The sequence below is a fragment of the Georgenia sp. Marseille-Q6866 genome (assembly GCF_965111665.1).
The window spans coordinates 80835-97625 of sequence record NZ_CBCOOR010000008.1 but is presented as its reverse complement, the minus strand read 5'-3'; the positions used below and the strand labels follow the sequence as shown (position 1 = coordinate 97625).

Here is a 16791-nt window from a genome sequence, read left to right as displayed (position 1 = left end):
CACAGTTCGTCGTGCACCGTGAACCGTGACGAGTCATCGACTCCGAAGGCTCAGGAGGCGGCGCCACAGTCGCTTGCTGCGAGTCAGCGGATGTCTGGGGGGTGTCGGCTTGGTCCGGGCAGGCGCCGGCTTAGGGGCGGTCTCCCGCTTCTCGCCGAGCGCGATCATGCCCTGCGGCGTGACGTGGAAGACGGCGGCGTGCACGCTGAGCGACCCCGGACTCACGGTCGCGGGCGCCGGGATGGTGCCCTCCTCGGTGGCGTGGGCCCGGCGGAGCACGGAGCGGGTGGTCTCCACGGTGAGGCGGCGGCCGGGAGCGACCTCCGCCCGGACGCCGCCGCCCTCGCGGATTGCCTCCAGCGCCCGGGTCAGCGCCACCTTCTCAAGCACGAGGCCGGCCGTCACGTGCGCGGTCACGGGCGAGGGGTATCCGGATGCCGGGGCCTCGTCGGTGAAGGAGACCCGGGCGTCGGCGGCGAAGTAGTCGTGCAGCCAGCGCGGCAGCGTAGAAGCGCCGGGCAGTGTGACCGTGAGGTCGGTGTGATCTGACGCGAGGATGCTGTCGGTGGTGACCTGGACGTCCTCGGGCGCCGCTTCAGTGGTCTCGACGACGACATGCACGCCTGGCACCGTCCACTGTCGGCCGGTGTTCTGTGGCCGGAACATCGGGATGGGGAGCAGGTTGGCGGCCAGACCGGTGCGCTCGCGCTTGATCTCGTCCCCGCGGGAGACGAAGCTCCGGGTGCCCTGGTGGTACGCCGTCGTCTTCCAGTCGGGAATAATGACGCCGCCGGAGGTGAGGGCTCGGTATCCGAACTCCGTGTCGACGATCCCCCGCAGCCCGAGCGAGGCAAAACCGCCGGACCGGAGGTAGAGCTCGCGCGGCACGGAGACGTCCGCCCCGACGACGGCGACGAAGGAGTCCTCGACGTCGCGCGTGAGGTACCGGCGCTCCTTGACGAATGCCTCTTGCCAGCCGTGTCGCTTGCGCTCCCGACCCTCGAGCAGCTCGCCGAGCGCGTCCTCGGACACCGCCCGGGCGACGGCGCCCGGGGTGATGCCGTCGAAGTCGACGAACCACTTCCGGCCGAGGACGACCGCGTGCGGAGTGACGTGGTGCCAGCGTGCGTGGGACTCCAGGTGCGTGCGGCTCACGACCATGTCGGCGTCGAGGAACACCAGGACGTCCGCCTCGGTGCTGCGTGCCCCGCGGTCACGGGCCCGTCCGGAGCCGTGCTCCTGGGCCTCCTCCACCCGCAGCACGCGGGTGCCGGCCGGGGCGAGCTCGGGGACGGTCAGCGGGACGGGGGAGGCGTCGTCGACGACGACGACCTCGGTGAGCGCGGCGGGGTAGCTCTGCCGGGCGAGCGCGGCGAGCGTCCGGTCGAGGTCCTCCTGGCAGTCGCGCGCCGGGATGACGACGCACAGCCGCAGCGTCGGCTCGAGCCCACCGAGGGCGGGGACGGGTAGGTCCCGCCACTGCTGCCCGGTCACCGTGTACCGCGTCATGACACGTGCTCCTTCCGCAGCTCGGCCACCCGCTCGGCGATCTGCCGGGCACGGGCGTCGAAGGTGTGCTCCCGCCGGACGAGCTCACCGAGCTCGCGACGCGCCTGCTGCCGCTCGGGGCTGTCGGCGAGGACGTCGCGCACGAGGGCGGGCAGCTCCGCGGGGTCCCGGTACGTGGGGACGGCGTCGCCGAGCACCTCGGGGATCTCGGGCAGGTGGTCGCTGACGAAGCGCGCCTCGCAGGCGGCGAGGTCGAAGAGGCGGTTGGACAGCAGCCCGTCGCGGCGCATGTCCTCCCAGTGGTCGTTGAGCACGACGCCGGCGGCCCGGTACACGCCCGGCAGCTCGTCGTTGGGCACGTTCTCGCCCTTCCACGCACCGGCCGGGAGCAGGCCCTTCCAGCGGTAGCCGTAGACGGCGGGGACGATGCCGCCGTCGAGCGCGGCCGCCACGGCGGGCCGGGGCCCGCGGGCGTTGGCGACGGCGAGCACCTCGTGGACGCGCTCGGTGTCGGGCGGGCCGGGCGCGAAGCGGCGGTGGTCGGTGCACTGGAGGAGCGGCACGGCGGGGGTGTCGAGCTTGCGGCTCACCCGCTCGCACCAGCGCGGGGAGGCACCGAAGACGGCATCGAACTCGCGCAGCTCGGAGACGGTGACCTCGTCGGGGTGGCTGATGACCCAGATGAGGTTCACGTGCGCGGGGTTGACCCGGTAGGGACCGCGCCCGCGCAGGACGAGGGTGACGTCGTCGAGGTGGGCGGTGTCGCGGTACCACGCGTCGCGGCAGTCGATCGTCACCTCGTGGCCCAGGCGCTCCAGGGAGTCGCGCAGCGCGACGGCGAAGTGCCAGTCGCCCCAGCGCGCGCGCCGCGGCACGTCCGGGGCACCGATCTTGATGGCCCAGCGCAGCGGGCGCTCGGGACGGTCGTGGACGAGGAGGGCGCGCAGGCGCTCGTCGGCGTCGCGGGTGAAGCCGGCGACGGCGTAGCCGGCGAGGTCCGCCGGCTCGGCGGCGTCCCACCCCTGCGCGAGGCGGTGCTCGTTGTCGGCGGCCGAGACGAACCGGGAGGCGCGGGTGCGGGGCAGCTCGTCGCTCGTGAGGGCGACGACGCTGGTGCCGGCGAGCCCGCTGGGCCGACCCGTCCGGCGCGCGAGCCGCACCGACAGGTCCGGGCCGACGTGGTCCTGGACGAAGAGCGGGTCGAAGCCCTCGACGGTTAGGAAGTCGGTGGCCCGCACCGCCACGGCCAGCGGGGTGACGGCGGGGACCTCGCGGGTGCGGCGCAGCTCGGGGGCGTCCCCGGCCAGGCCGGCGAGGAGTGGTGCGGCGTTGCCGTCCCGCGTGCGCAGCGCGCCGGCCGACCACACGGTGCCCTCGCGGGAGAGGACGAGCGGCTGGACGGCGCTGTGCTCCTCGAGGGCGTCGACGAGCGGGGCGTCCCAGCCGGGCTCCGGCCACAGCGCCTCGGGGAGGAAGACGAGCACGCCGCCGCGGGCGGAGCAGGCGCCGACGTTGCGGGCCACCTCCATCGGCAGCTCCTGGCTGAGCCGCACGACGCGGGCTCGCGGCTCGGACCACAGCGCGAGCTGGAGCTGGGTGGCGTCCCCAGCGTCGAGGCGGCTGTCGACGACGACGACGTCCACCTCCCGCTCCGCGGTGCGCAGCAGGCGGCGCACCGTCGTCAGGACGGTCCCCGGCTCCTCGTTGGCGACGACGACGACGGAGGTGAGCTCCGGGTCGCGCTCGGCGTCGCGCGCGGCGTCCCAGTCGACGAGGCTGCGCTGGCGGATGAGGTAGCGGTAGCTGGCGAGCTCGTCGGTGGTGATGCGGTCGGTGCCCGTCTCCCACAGGTCGTAGCGCGTGGCGATGAAGGGTGCGAAGCCGAAGTCGGTGACCCGCGCGAGGCGGATGAGGTAGTCCCAGTCGACGTTGCGGCGCAGCGACTCGTCGAAGACACCGACCTCCTCGAGCAGGCTGCGCTCGTGGAGGATGACGATGCAGTCGATGTAGTTGCGCTCGAGCAGGGCCTCGCGGGAGTAGGGCATCCCGCGGAAGCGACGCCGCTCCTTGCCGCCCTGCTCCTCCAGCCCCGACATCGCGTACGCGGCGCGCAGCCCCTCGCGCCGGACGAAGCGCACCATGAGCTCGAGGAAGTCCGGCTCCCACGTGTTGTCGGAGTCGAGGAAGGCGACGTAGTCACCGGTCGCGGTGGCCAGGCCGGTGTTCCGTGCCGCCGCCACCCCCCGGTTCGTCTCGTGGGTGACGAGGCGGACCCGCGGGTCGCGCAGGAAGGGCACGAGGGCCTCGGGCGTGCCGTCCCGGCTGCCGTCGTCGACGACGACGAGCTCCCACCGCGCGTACGTCTGGTCGAGGACCGACTGGAGCGCCGTCGGCAGGACCGTGGCGCGGTCCTTGCTCGGCACGATGACGCTGACCAGCGGCTCCTCGGTGAGCGGCGTGGCGCGCAGTCCCGCCTTGAAGGCGGCCTCGGCCCCGGTGTCGAAGGTGCCCGCCTCGCGCCGCAGGTGCTCGTAGCCGCGGGTGGCGAGCACGCTTCGGGACGCTTCCCGTGCCGCCTCGAGGAAGGCGGAGGGGGAGGTGAGCTCCGGCAGGTCGCGGACCGCCACGGGCGGTGCCTCGTGCCCCGCGAGGAAGTGGCCGAGCGGCCCGCCCGGGTGACGCACGGCCTCGGTGTGCGCCTTGGCGTAGTGGTCGGCCCGGAAGCCGGGGTGCGGCGAGACGCGCGCCTTGGCGCCGACGCGGAGGTAGTGGACGAGCGCCGGCCCGCGGAGCTTGTCCGGGGTCTGCGGCTGCTCGACGTACCAGTCGGCGTCGAAGCAGGGGTGGGGGGAACGGCCCTCGCGGTGCCCCTCGGTGAGGTAGTGCTCCAGGGCGTCGGTCGCCCCGGGCACCTGCTCGCGGTACCAGGCCTCGTCGAAGAGACCGCTGGCGCGCACGAGCTCGGCCTGGGCGGCGGCGGTGCCGTAGTCGAGCGCGTCCGGCTCGGGGTTGCCCGTCCGGGGGACGCGGCCCCCGAGCTTGGCGACCTCCTGCTGCAGCGTGCGATTGCGGCGCTTGAGCTCCTTGAGCTGGGCGTCGCGCCGGGCGATCGGTGGGATCCGGCGAACCAGGCTCGTGAGCCGCACGTGGGGACCTCCGTAGACGACGGGTGATGACGGGCGGGGCGCCTGTCACGACTGTACCGGGCACACGGATCGAGGCCTGGGCGGTGCCTGCACCACGGGGCGCAGCTATGCTTCCGACCCGTACAGGAACGCGCGGGCCGCGACGACGGCACGCTCCCGAAAGGACACCCCGATCAGCGCCCCAGGCGAGTCCCGCGCGGCGGAACCGAGCCCCACGGCCACGCCCGGGCTCGCGGAGGACGCACGCTCGGGGGAGGTCGTCGAGCGCCACCGGCGCGCGGTGCGGACCCGGACGCGCCGGCGCCTGGGGCTGCAGCTCGGCTCTCTCGTCCTCGTCCTGGCCGTCTGGTGGGCCGTGACGGCCGCGGGCATCGTCCGACCGCTGTACCTGCCGGCTCCGGGCGCCGTGTGGGACGCCTTCGTGCGGTCCAACTCCTGCTACGAGGCCGGCTCCCGCGTGCTCTGCGGCGAGCAGGGCTACTTCATGTGGGAGCACCTCCTCGCCTCGTTCCGCCGGATCGGCGTGGGGGTGGGCGCGGCCGTCGTCCTCGGCCCGCTGCTCGGCTTCCTCATGGGGGCGAGCCGCTGGTTCAACGCGGTCACCGAGCCCTACCTCAACTTCCTCCGCGCCCTGCCACCGCTCGGCTACATCGGCCTGCTCATCGTGTGGTTCGGCATCGGGGACGTCTCGAAGTACTGGCTGCTGTTCCTCGCGGCCTTCCCGCCGATCGCCATCGCCACCATCAACGGCATGCGCGGGATCCAGAGCGACCGGATTCACGCGGCCGAGTCGATGGGCGCGAGCCGGTGGCAGGTGGTCACCCACGTCATGCTGCCCTCGACCATGCCCGAGATCCTCTCCGGCGTCCGGATCGCCGTCGGCTTCGCCTGGACCACCGTCGTGGCCGCCGAGCTCAACAACGGCATCCCCGGCATCGGCGGCCTGGCGTACATCGCCGGCACCCAGCTGCAGACGGCGCTGACCATCGCCTGCATCATCGTCATCGGACTGTGCGCGGTGGCGCTCGACACCGCGTTGAAGTACCTGACCCGAGCGCTCGTCCCCTGGTACGGAAAGGCGGCCTGACATGGCCCCCCAGCTCATCCGCCGCTCGGCCGGCGTCCTCGCCGCCGTCCTCGCCCTCGGCTCCTGCGCGACCGCGCAGGAGGCGGCCCAGGACGCCGCCACCGAGACCGCGTCCGGGCAGGAGGAGGCCTGCCCCGTCGAGGTCGACGAGAGCGTCACCGCCGAGGTGGAGATCGCCTTCCAGCCCATCCCCAACGGCGACCTCGTCGTGCGCGACGCCGGCTGGCTGGAGGCCTGCCTGCCCGAGGCGAGGATCTCGTGGAGCCAGTTCGCCTCGGGCGCGGAGGTGGTCCAGGCCTTCGGCTCGGGCTCCATCGACCTCGGCCTGCTCGGCTCGAGCCCGATGGCCAAGCTCGTCTCTCCGGAGGTGGGGCTGGACGCCCAGGTCGTGTGGATCCACGACGTCATCGGCGAGGCGGAGTCCCTCGTCTCCCGCACCGGCGCGCAGAGCCTCGAGGACCTCGCCGGGGCAACCGTCGCCGTGCCCTACGGCTCGACCGCGCACTTCTCCCTCCTCAACGCCCTGGGCGACGCCGGGCTCGAGCCCGGCGCAGACCTCACCCTCATCAACCTCTCCCCGGACGCCATGGTCGGCGCCTGGGAGCGTGGGGAGATCGACGCCGCCTGGGTGTGGAACCCCACGCTCGAGGTGCTCCTCGAGGACGGGCAGATCGTCCTGTCGAGCGAGGACACGGCTGCGGCGGGCACGCCCACCTACGACCTGGCGGCCGCCACCACCGAGTTCATCTCCGCCAACCCGGAGTTCATGGCCATGTGGACGGCGCTGCAGGACGAGGCGGTGCGCGTGATCCAGGAGGAGCCCGAGCGTGCCGGCGAGGCGATCGGCGCCCAGCTCGGCGTCGCGCCCGAGGAGGCGACCGAGCTGCTCGAGGGCTACGTCTACCTGCGCGCGGCCGAGCAGGCCGGCGAGGAGTACTTCGGCGGCAAGCTCGGGCAGGACCTCGTCCGGACGGCCGACTTCCTCCTCGCCCAGCAGGAGGTCGCCGAGATCGCGCCGCCGGAGAGGTACGAGCAGGCGGTCCACGCCGACGCGATCGACCGGGTGGCACCTTGACCCTGACGCTCGACAAGGTCTCGCACCGGTACGTCACCGAGCGCGGGGAGGTCGTCCACGCGGTCTCCGACACGACCGTCACCATCCCCGACGGCCAGTTCGTCTGCGTCGTCGGCCCGTCCGGCTGCGGCAAGACGACGCTGCTCAAGGTGCTCGCCGGCTTCCTCACGCCCACCGGCGGGAGTGCCACCATGGACGGGGCGCCCATCGACGCCCCGTCCCCCGAGCGCGGCGTCGTCTTCCAGCACCCCAACCTCTACCCCTGGCTCAGCGTGCGCAAGAACGTCGAGCTCGGGCTGAAGTTCCAGGGGGTCGCGGCGGGGGAGCGGGCCGCGCGCAGCAGCGAGCAGCTCGAGCGGGTGGGCCTGGCGCGGTTCAGCGACGCCCGGCCCTACGAGCTCTCCGGCGGCATGCAGCAGCGTGCCCAGATCGCCCGCGTCCTCACCAGCGACCCCGGCGTCATCCTCATGGACGAGCCCTTCGGCGCGCTCGACGCCCTCACCCGCGAGCAGCTCCAGGGGGACCTGCTCCGGATCTCCCGCGAGGGAGGCAAGACGATCTTCTTCATCACCCACAGCGTCGACGAGGCGATCGTCCTCGGTGACCGGGTGCTCGTCATGTCGCCGCGTCCGGGCCGCGTGGTCCTCGACGTGCCCGTGGACATCTCCGGGACGCACGGCCGTGCCCTCGACGCGGAGGAGCTGAGAGCGAGCGAGGAGTTCCGCGAGATCCGCGAGCAGGTGGCCTCCGCGATCGTGCGCTGAGGGCGCCCGGAAGCGTGACGACCCCCACGGCCGTGGGTACTAGGGCCCGATGGATGGCCCGAAGTGCCCGTGTACGATGCTTGTCGCAGATCGGCACACGCGGGTGACCCGCCGTGTGCCACGGTGCGGGCGGCAGGTTCGCTCCGGAACGTGCGAGACGACTTGGAGTTGCACATGACCGTGGACCTTGCCGTTGTGGGGCTGGGGTACGTGGGGTTGCCGCTGGTGTTCGAGGCGGTGCACGCCGGGATGTCGGTTCGCGGCTATGACGTGAACCGGGGTGTGGTCGACGGCCTCAACGGGGGTGTCTCGCACATCGACGACCTCTCCGACGAGCAGGTCGCGGACCTCGTCTCGCGTGGCTTCGCCGCGACGACGGACCCCGCGGTGCTCGCCGAGGCGAAGCACATCGTCATCTGCGTGCCCACCCCGCTGGCCGAGGACGGCGGCCCGGACCTTGGCCCGGTGCGCGCCGCGGTGGGCGACATCGCCCGTCACCTCCAGCCCGGCCAGGTCGTCGTGCTCGAGTCCACGACCTACCCCGGCACCACCGAGGAGATCGTCGCGCCGATGCTCGAGGCCGGTGGCCTCAAGGCCGGCACCGACTTCCACCTCGCTTTCTCCCCGGAGCGCATCGACCCGGGCAACGAGAAGTTCGGCGCGAAGAACACCCCCAAGGTCGTCGGTGGGGTGAGCCCCGAGTCCACGGAGGCGGCAGCCGCGTTCTACGGGCGGGTCGTCGACACTGTCGTGCGGACGAAGGGCACCCGCGAGGCCGAGATGGCCAAGCTGCTGGAGAACACCTACCGCCACATCAACATCGCGCTGGTCAACGAGATGGCCCGGTTCTGCCACGAGCTGGACATCGACCTGTGGGACGTCATCGACGCGGCGAAGACCAAGCCCTTCGGCTTCCAGGCGTTCTACCCCGGTCCGGGCGTCGGGGGCCACTGCATCCCGATCGACCCGAACTACCTCTCCTACAACGTGCGCGCGCGCCTGGGCTACCCGTTCCGCTTCGTCGAGCTCGCCCAGGAGATCAACGCGACGATGCCCTCCTACGTGGTCAAGCGCGCGCAGGACATCCTCAACGAGGACGGCAAGGCCATGAAGGGGGCGACCGTGCTCCTGCTCGGCGTCACCTACAAGCCCAACATCGCCGACCAGCGGGAGTCGCCGGCCGTGCCGGTGGCCAAGCACCTGCGTGAGAAGGGCGCCACGGTCGTCTTCCACGACCCGCACGTGGAGCAGTGGCGTACCAACGGCTCGGTGACCGAGCGCGTCGCCGACCTCGACGAGGCGATCGCGAACGCGGACCTCGTCATGCTCCTGCAGCACCACCGCGACTACGACATCGAGGCCCTGGCCGGCGCGTCCAAGCGCTTCTTCGACACGCGCGGCGTCGCGGCCGAGAGCCCGACGGTCCAGCGTCTGTGACGGCACCCGCACCGGCGGCAGGGGGTGACTCCCCCCTGTCGCCGGACGCCGCGGCGCAGCTCGCCGCCAGGTACGGACTCGAGCGAGGTGGGGTCCGGCCCCCGCTGGGGCGCTACATCAAGGAGACGTGGGCACAGCGCCGCTTCCTGTGGACGCTGTCCTCTGCACAGTCCTACGCGCGCAACCAGGACAACTACCTCGGCCAGCTGTGGGGCGTGCTCAACCCGCTCCTGCTCGCGGCCGCGTACTTCCTCATCTTCGGGCAGCTGCTGGGCCTGGACGAGGGGGTCGACAACTACGTCGGCTTCCTCGTCATCGGCCTGCTCGTCTTCATGTACAGCTCCGGGACGATGACCTCGGCGTCCAAGGCCATCTCCGGGAACCTCAGCCTGGTCCGGTCGCTGCGGTTCCCGCGAGCCGTCCTGCCCCTGTCGGTGACGCTCACCGAGTTCATCGCCTTCCTGCCGTCGGTGGCCGTCATCCTCGTCCTCGTCCTCGTGACGGGGGAGCCGATCACGGTCCACTGGCTGCTCTTCCCTGTCGCGATGGGACTGATCGTCGCGATCAACGCCGGTATCTCGCTCATCGTCGCGCGGATCGTCCACAGCTCCCGGGACCTGCGCAACCTCATCACGCTCGTCGTGCGGCTGCTGCGCTACGTCTCCGGCGTCTTCTTCAGCATCACGACCTTCGCCGGTCACGGCCTGGTCGGGACGGTCATGCTCTACCAGCCCTTCGCCGTCATCCTCGACATCGTCCGGCAGTCGCTGCTGTCGGACACCCCCTTCAACGCGACGACCTGGTACGTGGCCGCCGGGTGGGCGGTCATCCTCCCGCTCGTCGGGTTCATCTTCTTCTGGCGGGCAGAGGCGACCTATGGCCGTAACTGACGAGCGCATCCCCTCGCTCATCTCCTCGCACGTCGACGTCATCTACCGCGTCTACGGGGCGAAGAAGATGGGCACGGTGAGCGGGGCACCTGGGAACGCGAGCCTCAAGCGGATGCTGCGCGGCCGCGGGTCCATCGGCGCCGTCCGCGAGGTGCACGCCGTCAAGGACGTGTCCTTCGTCGCCTACCACGGCGAGTCCATCGGCATCGTGGGCCGCAACGGCTCGGGCAAGAGCACGCTGCTCCGGGCGCTGGCCGGCCTCATCCCGCCCACCAACGGCGAGATCTACACGGCCGGGACCCCCGCGCTGCTCGGCGTCAACGCCGTGCTGATGCGTGAGCTGAGCGGTGAGCGCAACGTGATGATCGGCGGCCAGGCGCTCGGGCTCTCGCCCAAGGAGGTCCGGGAGAAGATGGACGACATCGTCTCCTTCGCCGGGGTCGAGGACTACATCGACCTGCCGATGAAGGCCTACTCCTCCGGCATGGCGGCTCGGCTGCGCTTCGCCATCTCCACGGCGGCGGTGCCCGACATCCTCATGATCGACGAGGCCCTCGCCACCGGTGACGCCGAGTTCCAGGCACGCAGCCGGGAGCGGGTGGCCGAGATCCGCGAGGCCGCGGGCACGGTGTTCCTCGTCAGCCACAGCGACTCGACGGTCCGTGCCATGTGCGACCGCGCCCTGTGGCTCGACAAGGGCCGCCTCATCATGGACGGCCCGGCGAACGAGGTCTGCGACGCCTACCAGGCGGCGCGGTCCAAGGGGCCGAAGAAGGCGGGCCCCAAGAAGCCGGCTGCGAAGAAGCCTCCCGCCAAGAAGCCGGCAGCCCCCGCAGCCGCTGCCCCAGCGACTCAGGCTGCCGCGGCCGAGAAGCCCGCACCGGTCGAGAAGCCCGCCGCGGCCGACAAGCCCGCCGCGGCTGACCAGCCCGCCGCGGCTGACCAGCCCGCCGCGGCTGACCAGCCCGCCGCGGCTGACCAGCCCGCACCGGCTGACCAGTCCCCACCGGCCGACCAGTCCGCACCGGCCACCACGCCGGCACCCGCCGAGAAGCCCGTGGCGGCCCCCGAGGCCGCGCCGGGCGGCGGTGCCACCGCGGCGGAGGACGCCTCGCGATGACGCCGCAGCGGCCGTCGGTCCTGGTGGTCACGGTCGTGCACCACCCGCAGGACGCGCGCATCCGCCACCGGCAGGTCCCCGCACTGCTCGCCGCGGGGTGGGACGTCACCTACGCGGCCCCGTTCACCGGCTACGGCCTGCCGCTGCCGACGGACGAGGTGCTCGGCGCCGGTCGGCTGCACTGCGTCGACGTGCCCCGCGCGACCGGCCGCCGCCGCCTCGGCGCCCTCCGGCACGCCCGCCGCCTCGTCCGCGGGCTGGGCAGGCGGCACGACGTCGTCCTCGTCCACGACCCCGAGCTCCTCCTCGCCGTCCCGCGGTCCCTGCGGTCGCGCGCCGTGTGGGACGTCCACGAGGACACCGCCGCCGCGGTCGTGGCCAAGCCATGGCTGCCCCGTCCCGCGCGCGCGCTGGCCGCCGGCCTCGTGCGCCGCGTGGAGCGCTGGGCCGAGCGGCACCTCACGCTGCTCCTCGCCGAGTACGGCTACCGGGAGCGCTTCGCCCGCGACCACGTCGTCGTGCCCAACACGGTCCCGGTGCCGCCGGACGCCGCTGCCCCCGGGACGGACCGGGTGGTCTACCTCGGCAGCATCACCCTCGAGCGGGGTGCGCAGGAGGTCGTCGAGACGGGGCGCCTCCTGCGGGAGCGCACCGCCGGGGTCGTCGCCACCCACGTCGTCGGTCCCGCCCACGGGCCCGCGGAGCCGGTCGTGCGCGAGGCGCACGAGCGCGGTGACGTGCACTGGCACGGCTTCGTCCCCAACGACCGTGCCGGGGAGCTGCTCGACGGCGCACTCGCCGGGCTCTCGCTGCTGCGCGACCTGCCCAACTACCGCCACAGCATGCCGACCAAGGTGCTCGAGTACATGGCCCACGGCGTCCCGGTCGTCACCACGCCGCTGCCACTGGCACGTGATGTCGTCACGACGGCGGGGGCCGGCGTCGTCGTCCCCTTTGAGGACCCGGCCGCGGCCGCCGACGCGGTTCTCGCGCTGCGGGCCGACCCGGAGCGGGCGGCCGGCCTCGGCGCGGCGGGCCGCCGGGCCGCGGTCGAGCGGTACGACTGGGCGACGGTGAGCGGGGACTTCGTGGCCGCCCTCGCGGCCGTGCGCGCAGGGTGAGGCGTCGGGACTTCCGGCCATCAGGTGGACAGAAGATTGACGTTGCAAGTCGGTCATCGGTAGTGTGACGAACGCAATAATGTCGTTGCGCGAAACTTAATGACGAGCCTCGGGCAGCGACAACCCGCCCACATGGAAGGCCTGCAATGAAGCAGCATGTCTCACGAGTACGAGCAGCGGCCCTCACCGCTGCGATCGCCCTGGGAGCAGGTGCCGTCGCTCCCTCCGCGATGGCCGACACCGAGGTCCCCGAGGACGACTACCAGGTGCTGGTGGTCGGCAAGACCCTCGGGTTCCGCCACTCCCACATCGTCCCGACCACCAACGCGCTCATCGCGCTCGGCGAGGAGGAGGGCTTCGACGTCGACGTCTGGGACCCCGCCCAGCCGGCGCTCAGCCTCGAGTCGACGCCCTTCACCTCGGCCGAGGACCTGTCGAAGTACTCCGCGATCATCTTCAACTCCCCGGTCGACGGCACGAACAACATGGACCCTGCCCGGCCGCGCCTGCTCGACGACAGCGAGGTCGCTGCCTTCCAGGGGTACATCCGCAGCGGCGGCGGCTACGTCGGCCTCCACGCCGCGACCGACACGCTCCACACGGTGCCCTGGTACAGCCAGCTCACCGGCGGCGGCGCGCGCTTCCGCAACCACCCGCAGCAGCAGCAGGCGACGATGCGCGTGGAGAACCCCGCGCACCCCTCGACCGCCGGGCTGCCCCTCGAGTGGTCCCGCTTCGACGAGTGGTACAACTACACCGCCAACCCCCGCGGGGACGTCCACGTCCTCATGACGCTCGACGAGTCCACCTACAACCCGGGCAACGGGCGCATGGGTGAGGACCACCCGATCGCGTGGTGCAAGAACTTCGAGGGTGGCCGCTCCTGGTACAGCGGCGCCGGCCACACCGACCAGTCGTGGCAGGACCCGCTGTGGCTGGGTCACGTCCTGTCCGGCATCGAGTGGTCGGCCGGGCTCGTGTCCGGCGGTGGCGACTGCGTGACCTTCTCCGAGGTCGAGGGCATCCTCGCCGGTGCGACCGGCGGCGACGCCGGCGCCAAGGCGGACATCGCGGCGCTCCTCACCTCCGCCGAGGGCGCGGCCGACGAGGGTGACCACGACGGCGCACTCGCCTCGCTCCTCCAGGCCCGCACCCGCGCCGCCGGCGCCGGTGTCGCCGGCCTCGAGGACAAGGTCGCCGACCTCATCGTCTGGCAGCGTGCGCTGTCCGAGACCGGCGGTCCCAGCGACGCCGACGGCATCCCGGTCGACGTCTCCATCGTCGACAAGGAGGGCTCCCTCACGCTCACCGTCGGCGACTACGGCGACGGCGTCGAGCTCACCCCCGCGGGCGAGCGCCCCGACCGCTGGCGCTACACCGGCGACCTGCCGACGCTCACCGTGACCGACGGCCGCAACGCCGACCAGGCCGCGGGCGGCGGATGGGCCGCCTCCGGCCAGTCCACCGACTTCGTGTCCGACGCCGACGTGATCGGGGCCGAGAACCTCGGCTGGGTCCCCCGCGTGCTGAGCCCGCGTGAGGGCGTCAGTGCCGGACCGGCCCAGGCCACCGCGATCGACGGCGGCACCGGCCTGTCCACCCCCTCGCGCCTGGCCTCGGCCAGCAACGAGGGACGTCGCGGCACCGCCGAGCTCGACGCGCGGCTCGTCCTCGACGCCCCGGTCGGGACTGCCGAGGGTGACTACAGCGCGCGGGTGACCGTCTCGCTGTTCCCGGTCGACTGACCACCCCGCAGGCGGGCGGGGCAGACGCCCCGCCCGCCTGCACCGACTCCTAGACTCCCCGAGGTTGACCGTGCTCCGTCTCCTGAGGTCCCTGGCCACCGGCGCGCTCGTGGTCGGCGCCGCCGCCCTGCCCGCCTCGGCCGCGCTCCCCGCGGCGACCGACACCGACGACGCCGCCGGCGGGACGACGTGGGCCCTCGAGCCGGCGGACGAGGACGGCGCGGACGGCCGGGTCTCGCTGCGCCACGAGATCGAGGACGGCGCGTCGGTCTCCGACTACGTCGTCGTGACGAACTTCAGCGCCCACGACGCCACCTTCGCGGTCTACGCCAGCGACGGCCTCGTCGACGACGACGGCAACTTCGACCTCCTCCCCGCCGAGGCCCCGCCGCAGGACGGCGGGAGCTGGGTGGAGATCGGCGAGGTCGACGGCGCGACGCCGCGCGACGGCGGAGGCATCCTCCTCGAGGCGCCGGCGTCCTCGAGCACCGTCGTCCCCGTCGAGGTCACCGTCCCGGGCGGCGCGACCCCTGGCGACCACCCCGCCGGCGTCGTCGCCGAGCTCGTCCAGGGCGGGGACACCTCCCTGCAGATGAGCTCGCGCGTGGGGGTCCGGCTCCACCTGCGCGTCGCGGGAGACGTGCTCGCCGAGGTGACACCCGCGGTCGAGACCACCTACTCCCCGTCGTGGAACCCCTTCGCCCCCGGGACGGTCACCGTCGACTACACCGTGGAGAACACCGGCAACATCCGCGTCGGGGCCGAGGTCGGCGTGACGCTCGCCGGCCCCTTCGGCGCCGGCGGCGGGGAGGCCTCCGCCGAGCACCGCGAGGTGCTGCCCGGTCAGGACGCCGCCGGCACCGCGGAGGTCGAGGTCTGGCCCCTGTTCCTCGGACGCGGGGAGTTCGTCGCGACCCCCCTCGCCGTCGGCGAGGACGAGGTGCCCGCCGCCCTCCAGCCGAGCACCGGGGAGTTCCGCGTGTGGACCGTGCCGTGGGCCCAGCTCGTCCTGCTCGCCCTCCTCGTCGCTACCCCGCTCCTCGTCGTGAGGGCGCGCCGACGGTCCGCGGCGCGGATCCAGGCCCGCATCGACGCCGCGGTCGCCGCGGCGTCCGGCGAGGCCGGGACGCCGGCGGCCGAGGGGACGGACGCCGACGTGGCCGCCGCTAGATGAGGTACTTCAGCCCCGCGCGTACGGCGTAGTTCCCGAAGGCCCACAGCGCCCGCGGCAGCGGCAGCTCCTCGACGTGGCGGTAGATGTGCCAGTTGTACCGGGCCGCCACGAGCTTGTTGGCCGACAGGGAGCCGGTGCGGCCCGACCGGTAGAGGGCGAGCGGCTCGTCCAGCCCGCGGGCGACGTGCCCGTCCCGGAGGATCGCGAGCATGAGCGCGTAGTCCTGCCGGCGCTCGATCGAGGGCAGCAGCCGCTTGCCGAGCGCCGCGGTGTCGTAGACGGCCGTGAGGAAGCCGATGTAGTCCTGGCGGAGCATGTGGCGGTACTCGAGCCGCAGCGGGGCGCGTACGACGCGCCCGTTCGGCGCGAAGTCCACCGCCTCGCCGGAGAAGTCGGCGTCCACCTTGTAATAGGCGCTGTAGACGAGCGGTGCGCCGGACACCTCGAGGAGGGCGAGCTGCCGCTCCAGCTTGGTGGGCAGCCACAGGTCGTCGCTGTCGAGGAAGGCGATGTAGCGGCCGCGCGCCGCGTCGATCCCCACGTTGCGCGTCGGTCCCGCGCCACCGGGGCCCTCGTTGCGCAGCACGCGCACGCGCGGGTCGGCGGCCGCGGCCCGCTCGGCGACGGCGTGGGAGTCGTCGCGGGAGGAGTCGTCGACGACGAGGAGCTCCCACTCCTGGACGCTCTGCGCCTGGACGGAGCGGATCGCCGCGCCGACGAAGGCCGCGGCGTCGTGCATCGGCATGATGACCGAGACGAGCGGCGGCGCGTCCTCGCGGCTCAGCACCGCACGGCGGCGCGCTCGGCGGCCTGGATCGCGTCGAAGCGGCTGGAGTCGACGTCCTCGCCGAGGAGCACGAGCGAACCGCCCGCGCGCCAGGCGGCGACGGCGTGCGCAAGCATCTCGACGTGGTCGCGCGGCGCGCACAGGACGCGCGGGCGCTCCTCGTCGCGGTGGCAGGCGGGGGTCTGCTCCCGGCACCAGTCGGCGAGCTCGCCGTAGGGGACAGGACCGCCGCCGGTGCCCGAGATCTCGGGCCCGGAGAGCGCGGCGTCGTCCCCGCCGGGCTCCTGGATGAAGCCGAGGTGGTCGCCGTAGGTCATGAGCGCCGCGGCGGCGTCGACCGCGCCGGCGGGGATCGGCTCCTCGACGTGCATCGCCAGGGCCGGGAGGGCCACGACGAGCACGAGACCGGCGGCGGGCGCGCCGGACGGGCGGGCGGTGACGGCGATGTCCGGCTCCTCGGCCGTCTCGTCGGGGACGAAGACGGACTCGTCGTCGTCGAGGTCGCCCGCCTCCTCCTCGTCCAGGTCGGTGTACCCGGGCTCGTCGTCGATGTCGTCGTCTGGGACGTCGTCCTCCTCGGCGGGCAGGACGAGCTCACCACCGGCGCACCAGGTGGCCATCGCCCACACGAGGGCGCGCCAGTGCACGGGCACGTCGAGGAGCACCCGCGAGCCCGGCTCGACCTCACCCTCCTCCACGAGGAGGTTCGTGGCCTTGGTGACCCAGTTGGCCAGGACGCGCCCGGACAGCTCGACGCGCTCGTCGTCGGGCCCGTACCACGTGAGGCGGGGCTGGTTGGGCTCGTCCCCGGTGAGGAGGTCGAGCACCCTCGTCGCGATGCTCATGACCTGAGCCTAGTCCGCGGCGCGCGTCGGACGGGAGGGCGGGCCCGGCCAGGCGTCGTTACGCTGTGCCCCACCTTGGTCGGTGGCCGGG

At 73.0% G+C, this 16791-nt stretch carries 12 protein-coding genes and 1 pseudogene; 9 read left to right on the top strand and 4 right to left on the bottom strand.

Going from position 1 to position 16791, the window contains the following annotated elements; all coding sequences use genetic code 11:
- Positions 1–33 precede the first annotated feature (33 nt).
- Both ACWPXV_RS08855 and ACWPXV_RS08850 read right to left on the bottom strand, forming a co-directional pair.
- Complete coding sequence (locus ACWPXV_RS08855; RefSeq protein WP_454084896.1) at positions 34–1509, bottom strand: glycosyltransferase; 1476 nt, start codon at positions 1507–1509, stop codon at positions 34–36.
- A complete protein-coding gene (locus ACWPXV_RS08850; RefSeq protein ID WP_454084895.1) occupies positions 1506–4655 on the bottom strand; it encodes a glycosyltransferase in 3150 nt (1049 codons plus the stop codon). The genes ACWPXV_RS08855 and ACWPXV_RS08850 overlap by 4 nt, the downstream gene beginning before the upstream one ends.
- 280 nt (positions 4656–4935) lie before the next feature.
- On the opposite strand from ACWPXV_RS08850, the gene ACWPXV_RS08845 reads away from it, so the two are divergent.
- From ACWPXV_RS08845 to ACWPXV_RS08805, 9 genes and pseudogenes are all read left to right on the top strand, one after another.
- Entirely contained in the window at positions 4936–5742 is an 807-nt protein-coding gene (locus ACWPXV_RS08845) for an ABC transporter permease (RefSeq protein ID WP_454084894.1), read from the top strand.
- Between the two features lies 1 nt (position 5743).
- The gene (locus ACWPXV_RS08840; protein WP_454084893.1) at positions 5744–6817 is read left to right on the top strand and encodes a taurine ABC transporter substrate-binding protein; all 1074 of its coding nucleotides are present in this window, start codon (positions 5744–5746) and stop codon (positions 6815–6817) included.
- The gene (locus tag ACWPXV_RS08835) at positions 6814–7581 is read left to right on the top strand and encodes an ABC transporter ATP-binding protein (RefSeq protein WP_454084892.1); all 768 of its coding nucleotides are present in this window, start codon (positions 6814–6816) and stop codon (positions 7579–7581) included. Before ACWPXV_RS08840 ends, ACWPXV_RS08835 begins: the two co-directional genes overlap by 4 nt.
- Before the next feature lie 174 nt (positions 7582–7755).
- The gene (locus tag ACWPXV_RS08830; protein WP_454084891.1) at positions 7756–9018 is read left to right on the top strand and encodes a nucleotide sugar dehydrogenase; all 1263 of its coding nucleotides are present in this window, start codon (positions 7756–7758) and stop codon (positions 9016–9018) included.
- Positions 9015–9908, top strand: a complete 894-nt coding sequence (locus ACWPXV_RS08825) for an ABC transporter permease (protein WP_454084890.1) — start codon at positions 9015–9017, stop codon at positions 9906–9908. The genes ACWPXV_RS08830 and ACWPXV_RS08825 overlap by 4 nt, the downstream gene beginning before the upstream one ends.
- Positions 9895–10671: pseudogene (locus ACWPXV_RS08820) on the top strand (ABC transporter ATP-binding protein); the annotation flags it as partial. The gene ACWPXV_RS08825 and the pseudogene ACWPXV_RS08820, both read left to right, overlap by 14 nt.
- Before the next feature lie 353 nt (positions 10672–11024).
- On the top strand, positions 11025–12149 hold the full coding sequence (locus ACWPXV_RS08815; protein WP_454084889.1) for a glycosyltransferase: 1125 nt from the start codon (positions 11025–11027) through the stop codon (positions 12147–12149).
- 146 nt (positions 12150–12295) lie between these two features.
- A complete protein-coding gene (locus ACWPXV_RS08810; RefSeq protein ID WP_454084888.1) occupies positions 12296–13894 on the top strand; it encodes a ThuA domain-containing protein in 1599 nt (532 codons plus the stop codon).
- Positions 13895–13964: 70 nt separating this feature from the next.
- The gene (locus tag ACWPXV_RS08805) at positions 13965–15068 is read left to right on the top strand and encodes a hypothetical protein (RefSeq protein ID WP_454084887.1); all 1104 of its coding nucleotides are present in this window, start codon (positions 13965–13967) and stop codon (positions 15066–15068) included.
- On the opposite strand, the gene ACWPXV_RS08800 is transcribed toward ACWPXV_RS08805, so the two are convergent.
- The gene (locus ACWPXV_RS08800) at positions 15061–15855 is read right to left on the bottom strand and encodes a glycosyltransferase family 2 protein (RefSeq protein WP_454084886.1); all 795 of its coding nucleotides are present in this window, start codon (positions 15853–15855) and stop codon (positions 15061–15063) included. The genes ACWPXV_RS08805 and ACWPXV_RS08800 overlap by 8 nt on opposite strands.
- Positions 15849–16700 carry a TIGR03089 family protein gene (locus tag ACWPXV_RS08795; protein WP_454084885.1) on the bottom strand — a complete coding sequence of 284 codons (852 nt, stop codon included), beginning with the start codon at positions 16698–16700 and terminating at the stop codon, positions 15849–15851. Before ACWPXV_RS08795 ends, ACWPXV_RS08800 begins: the two co-directional genes overlap by 7 nt.
- Between the last annotated feature and the right edge of the window lie 91 nt (positions 16701–16791).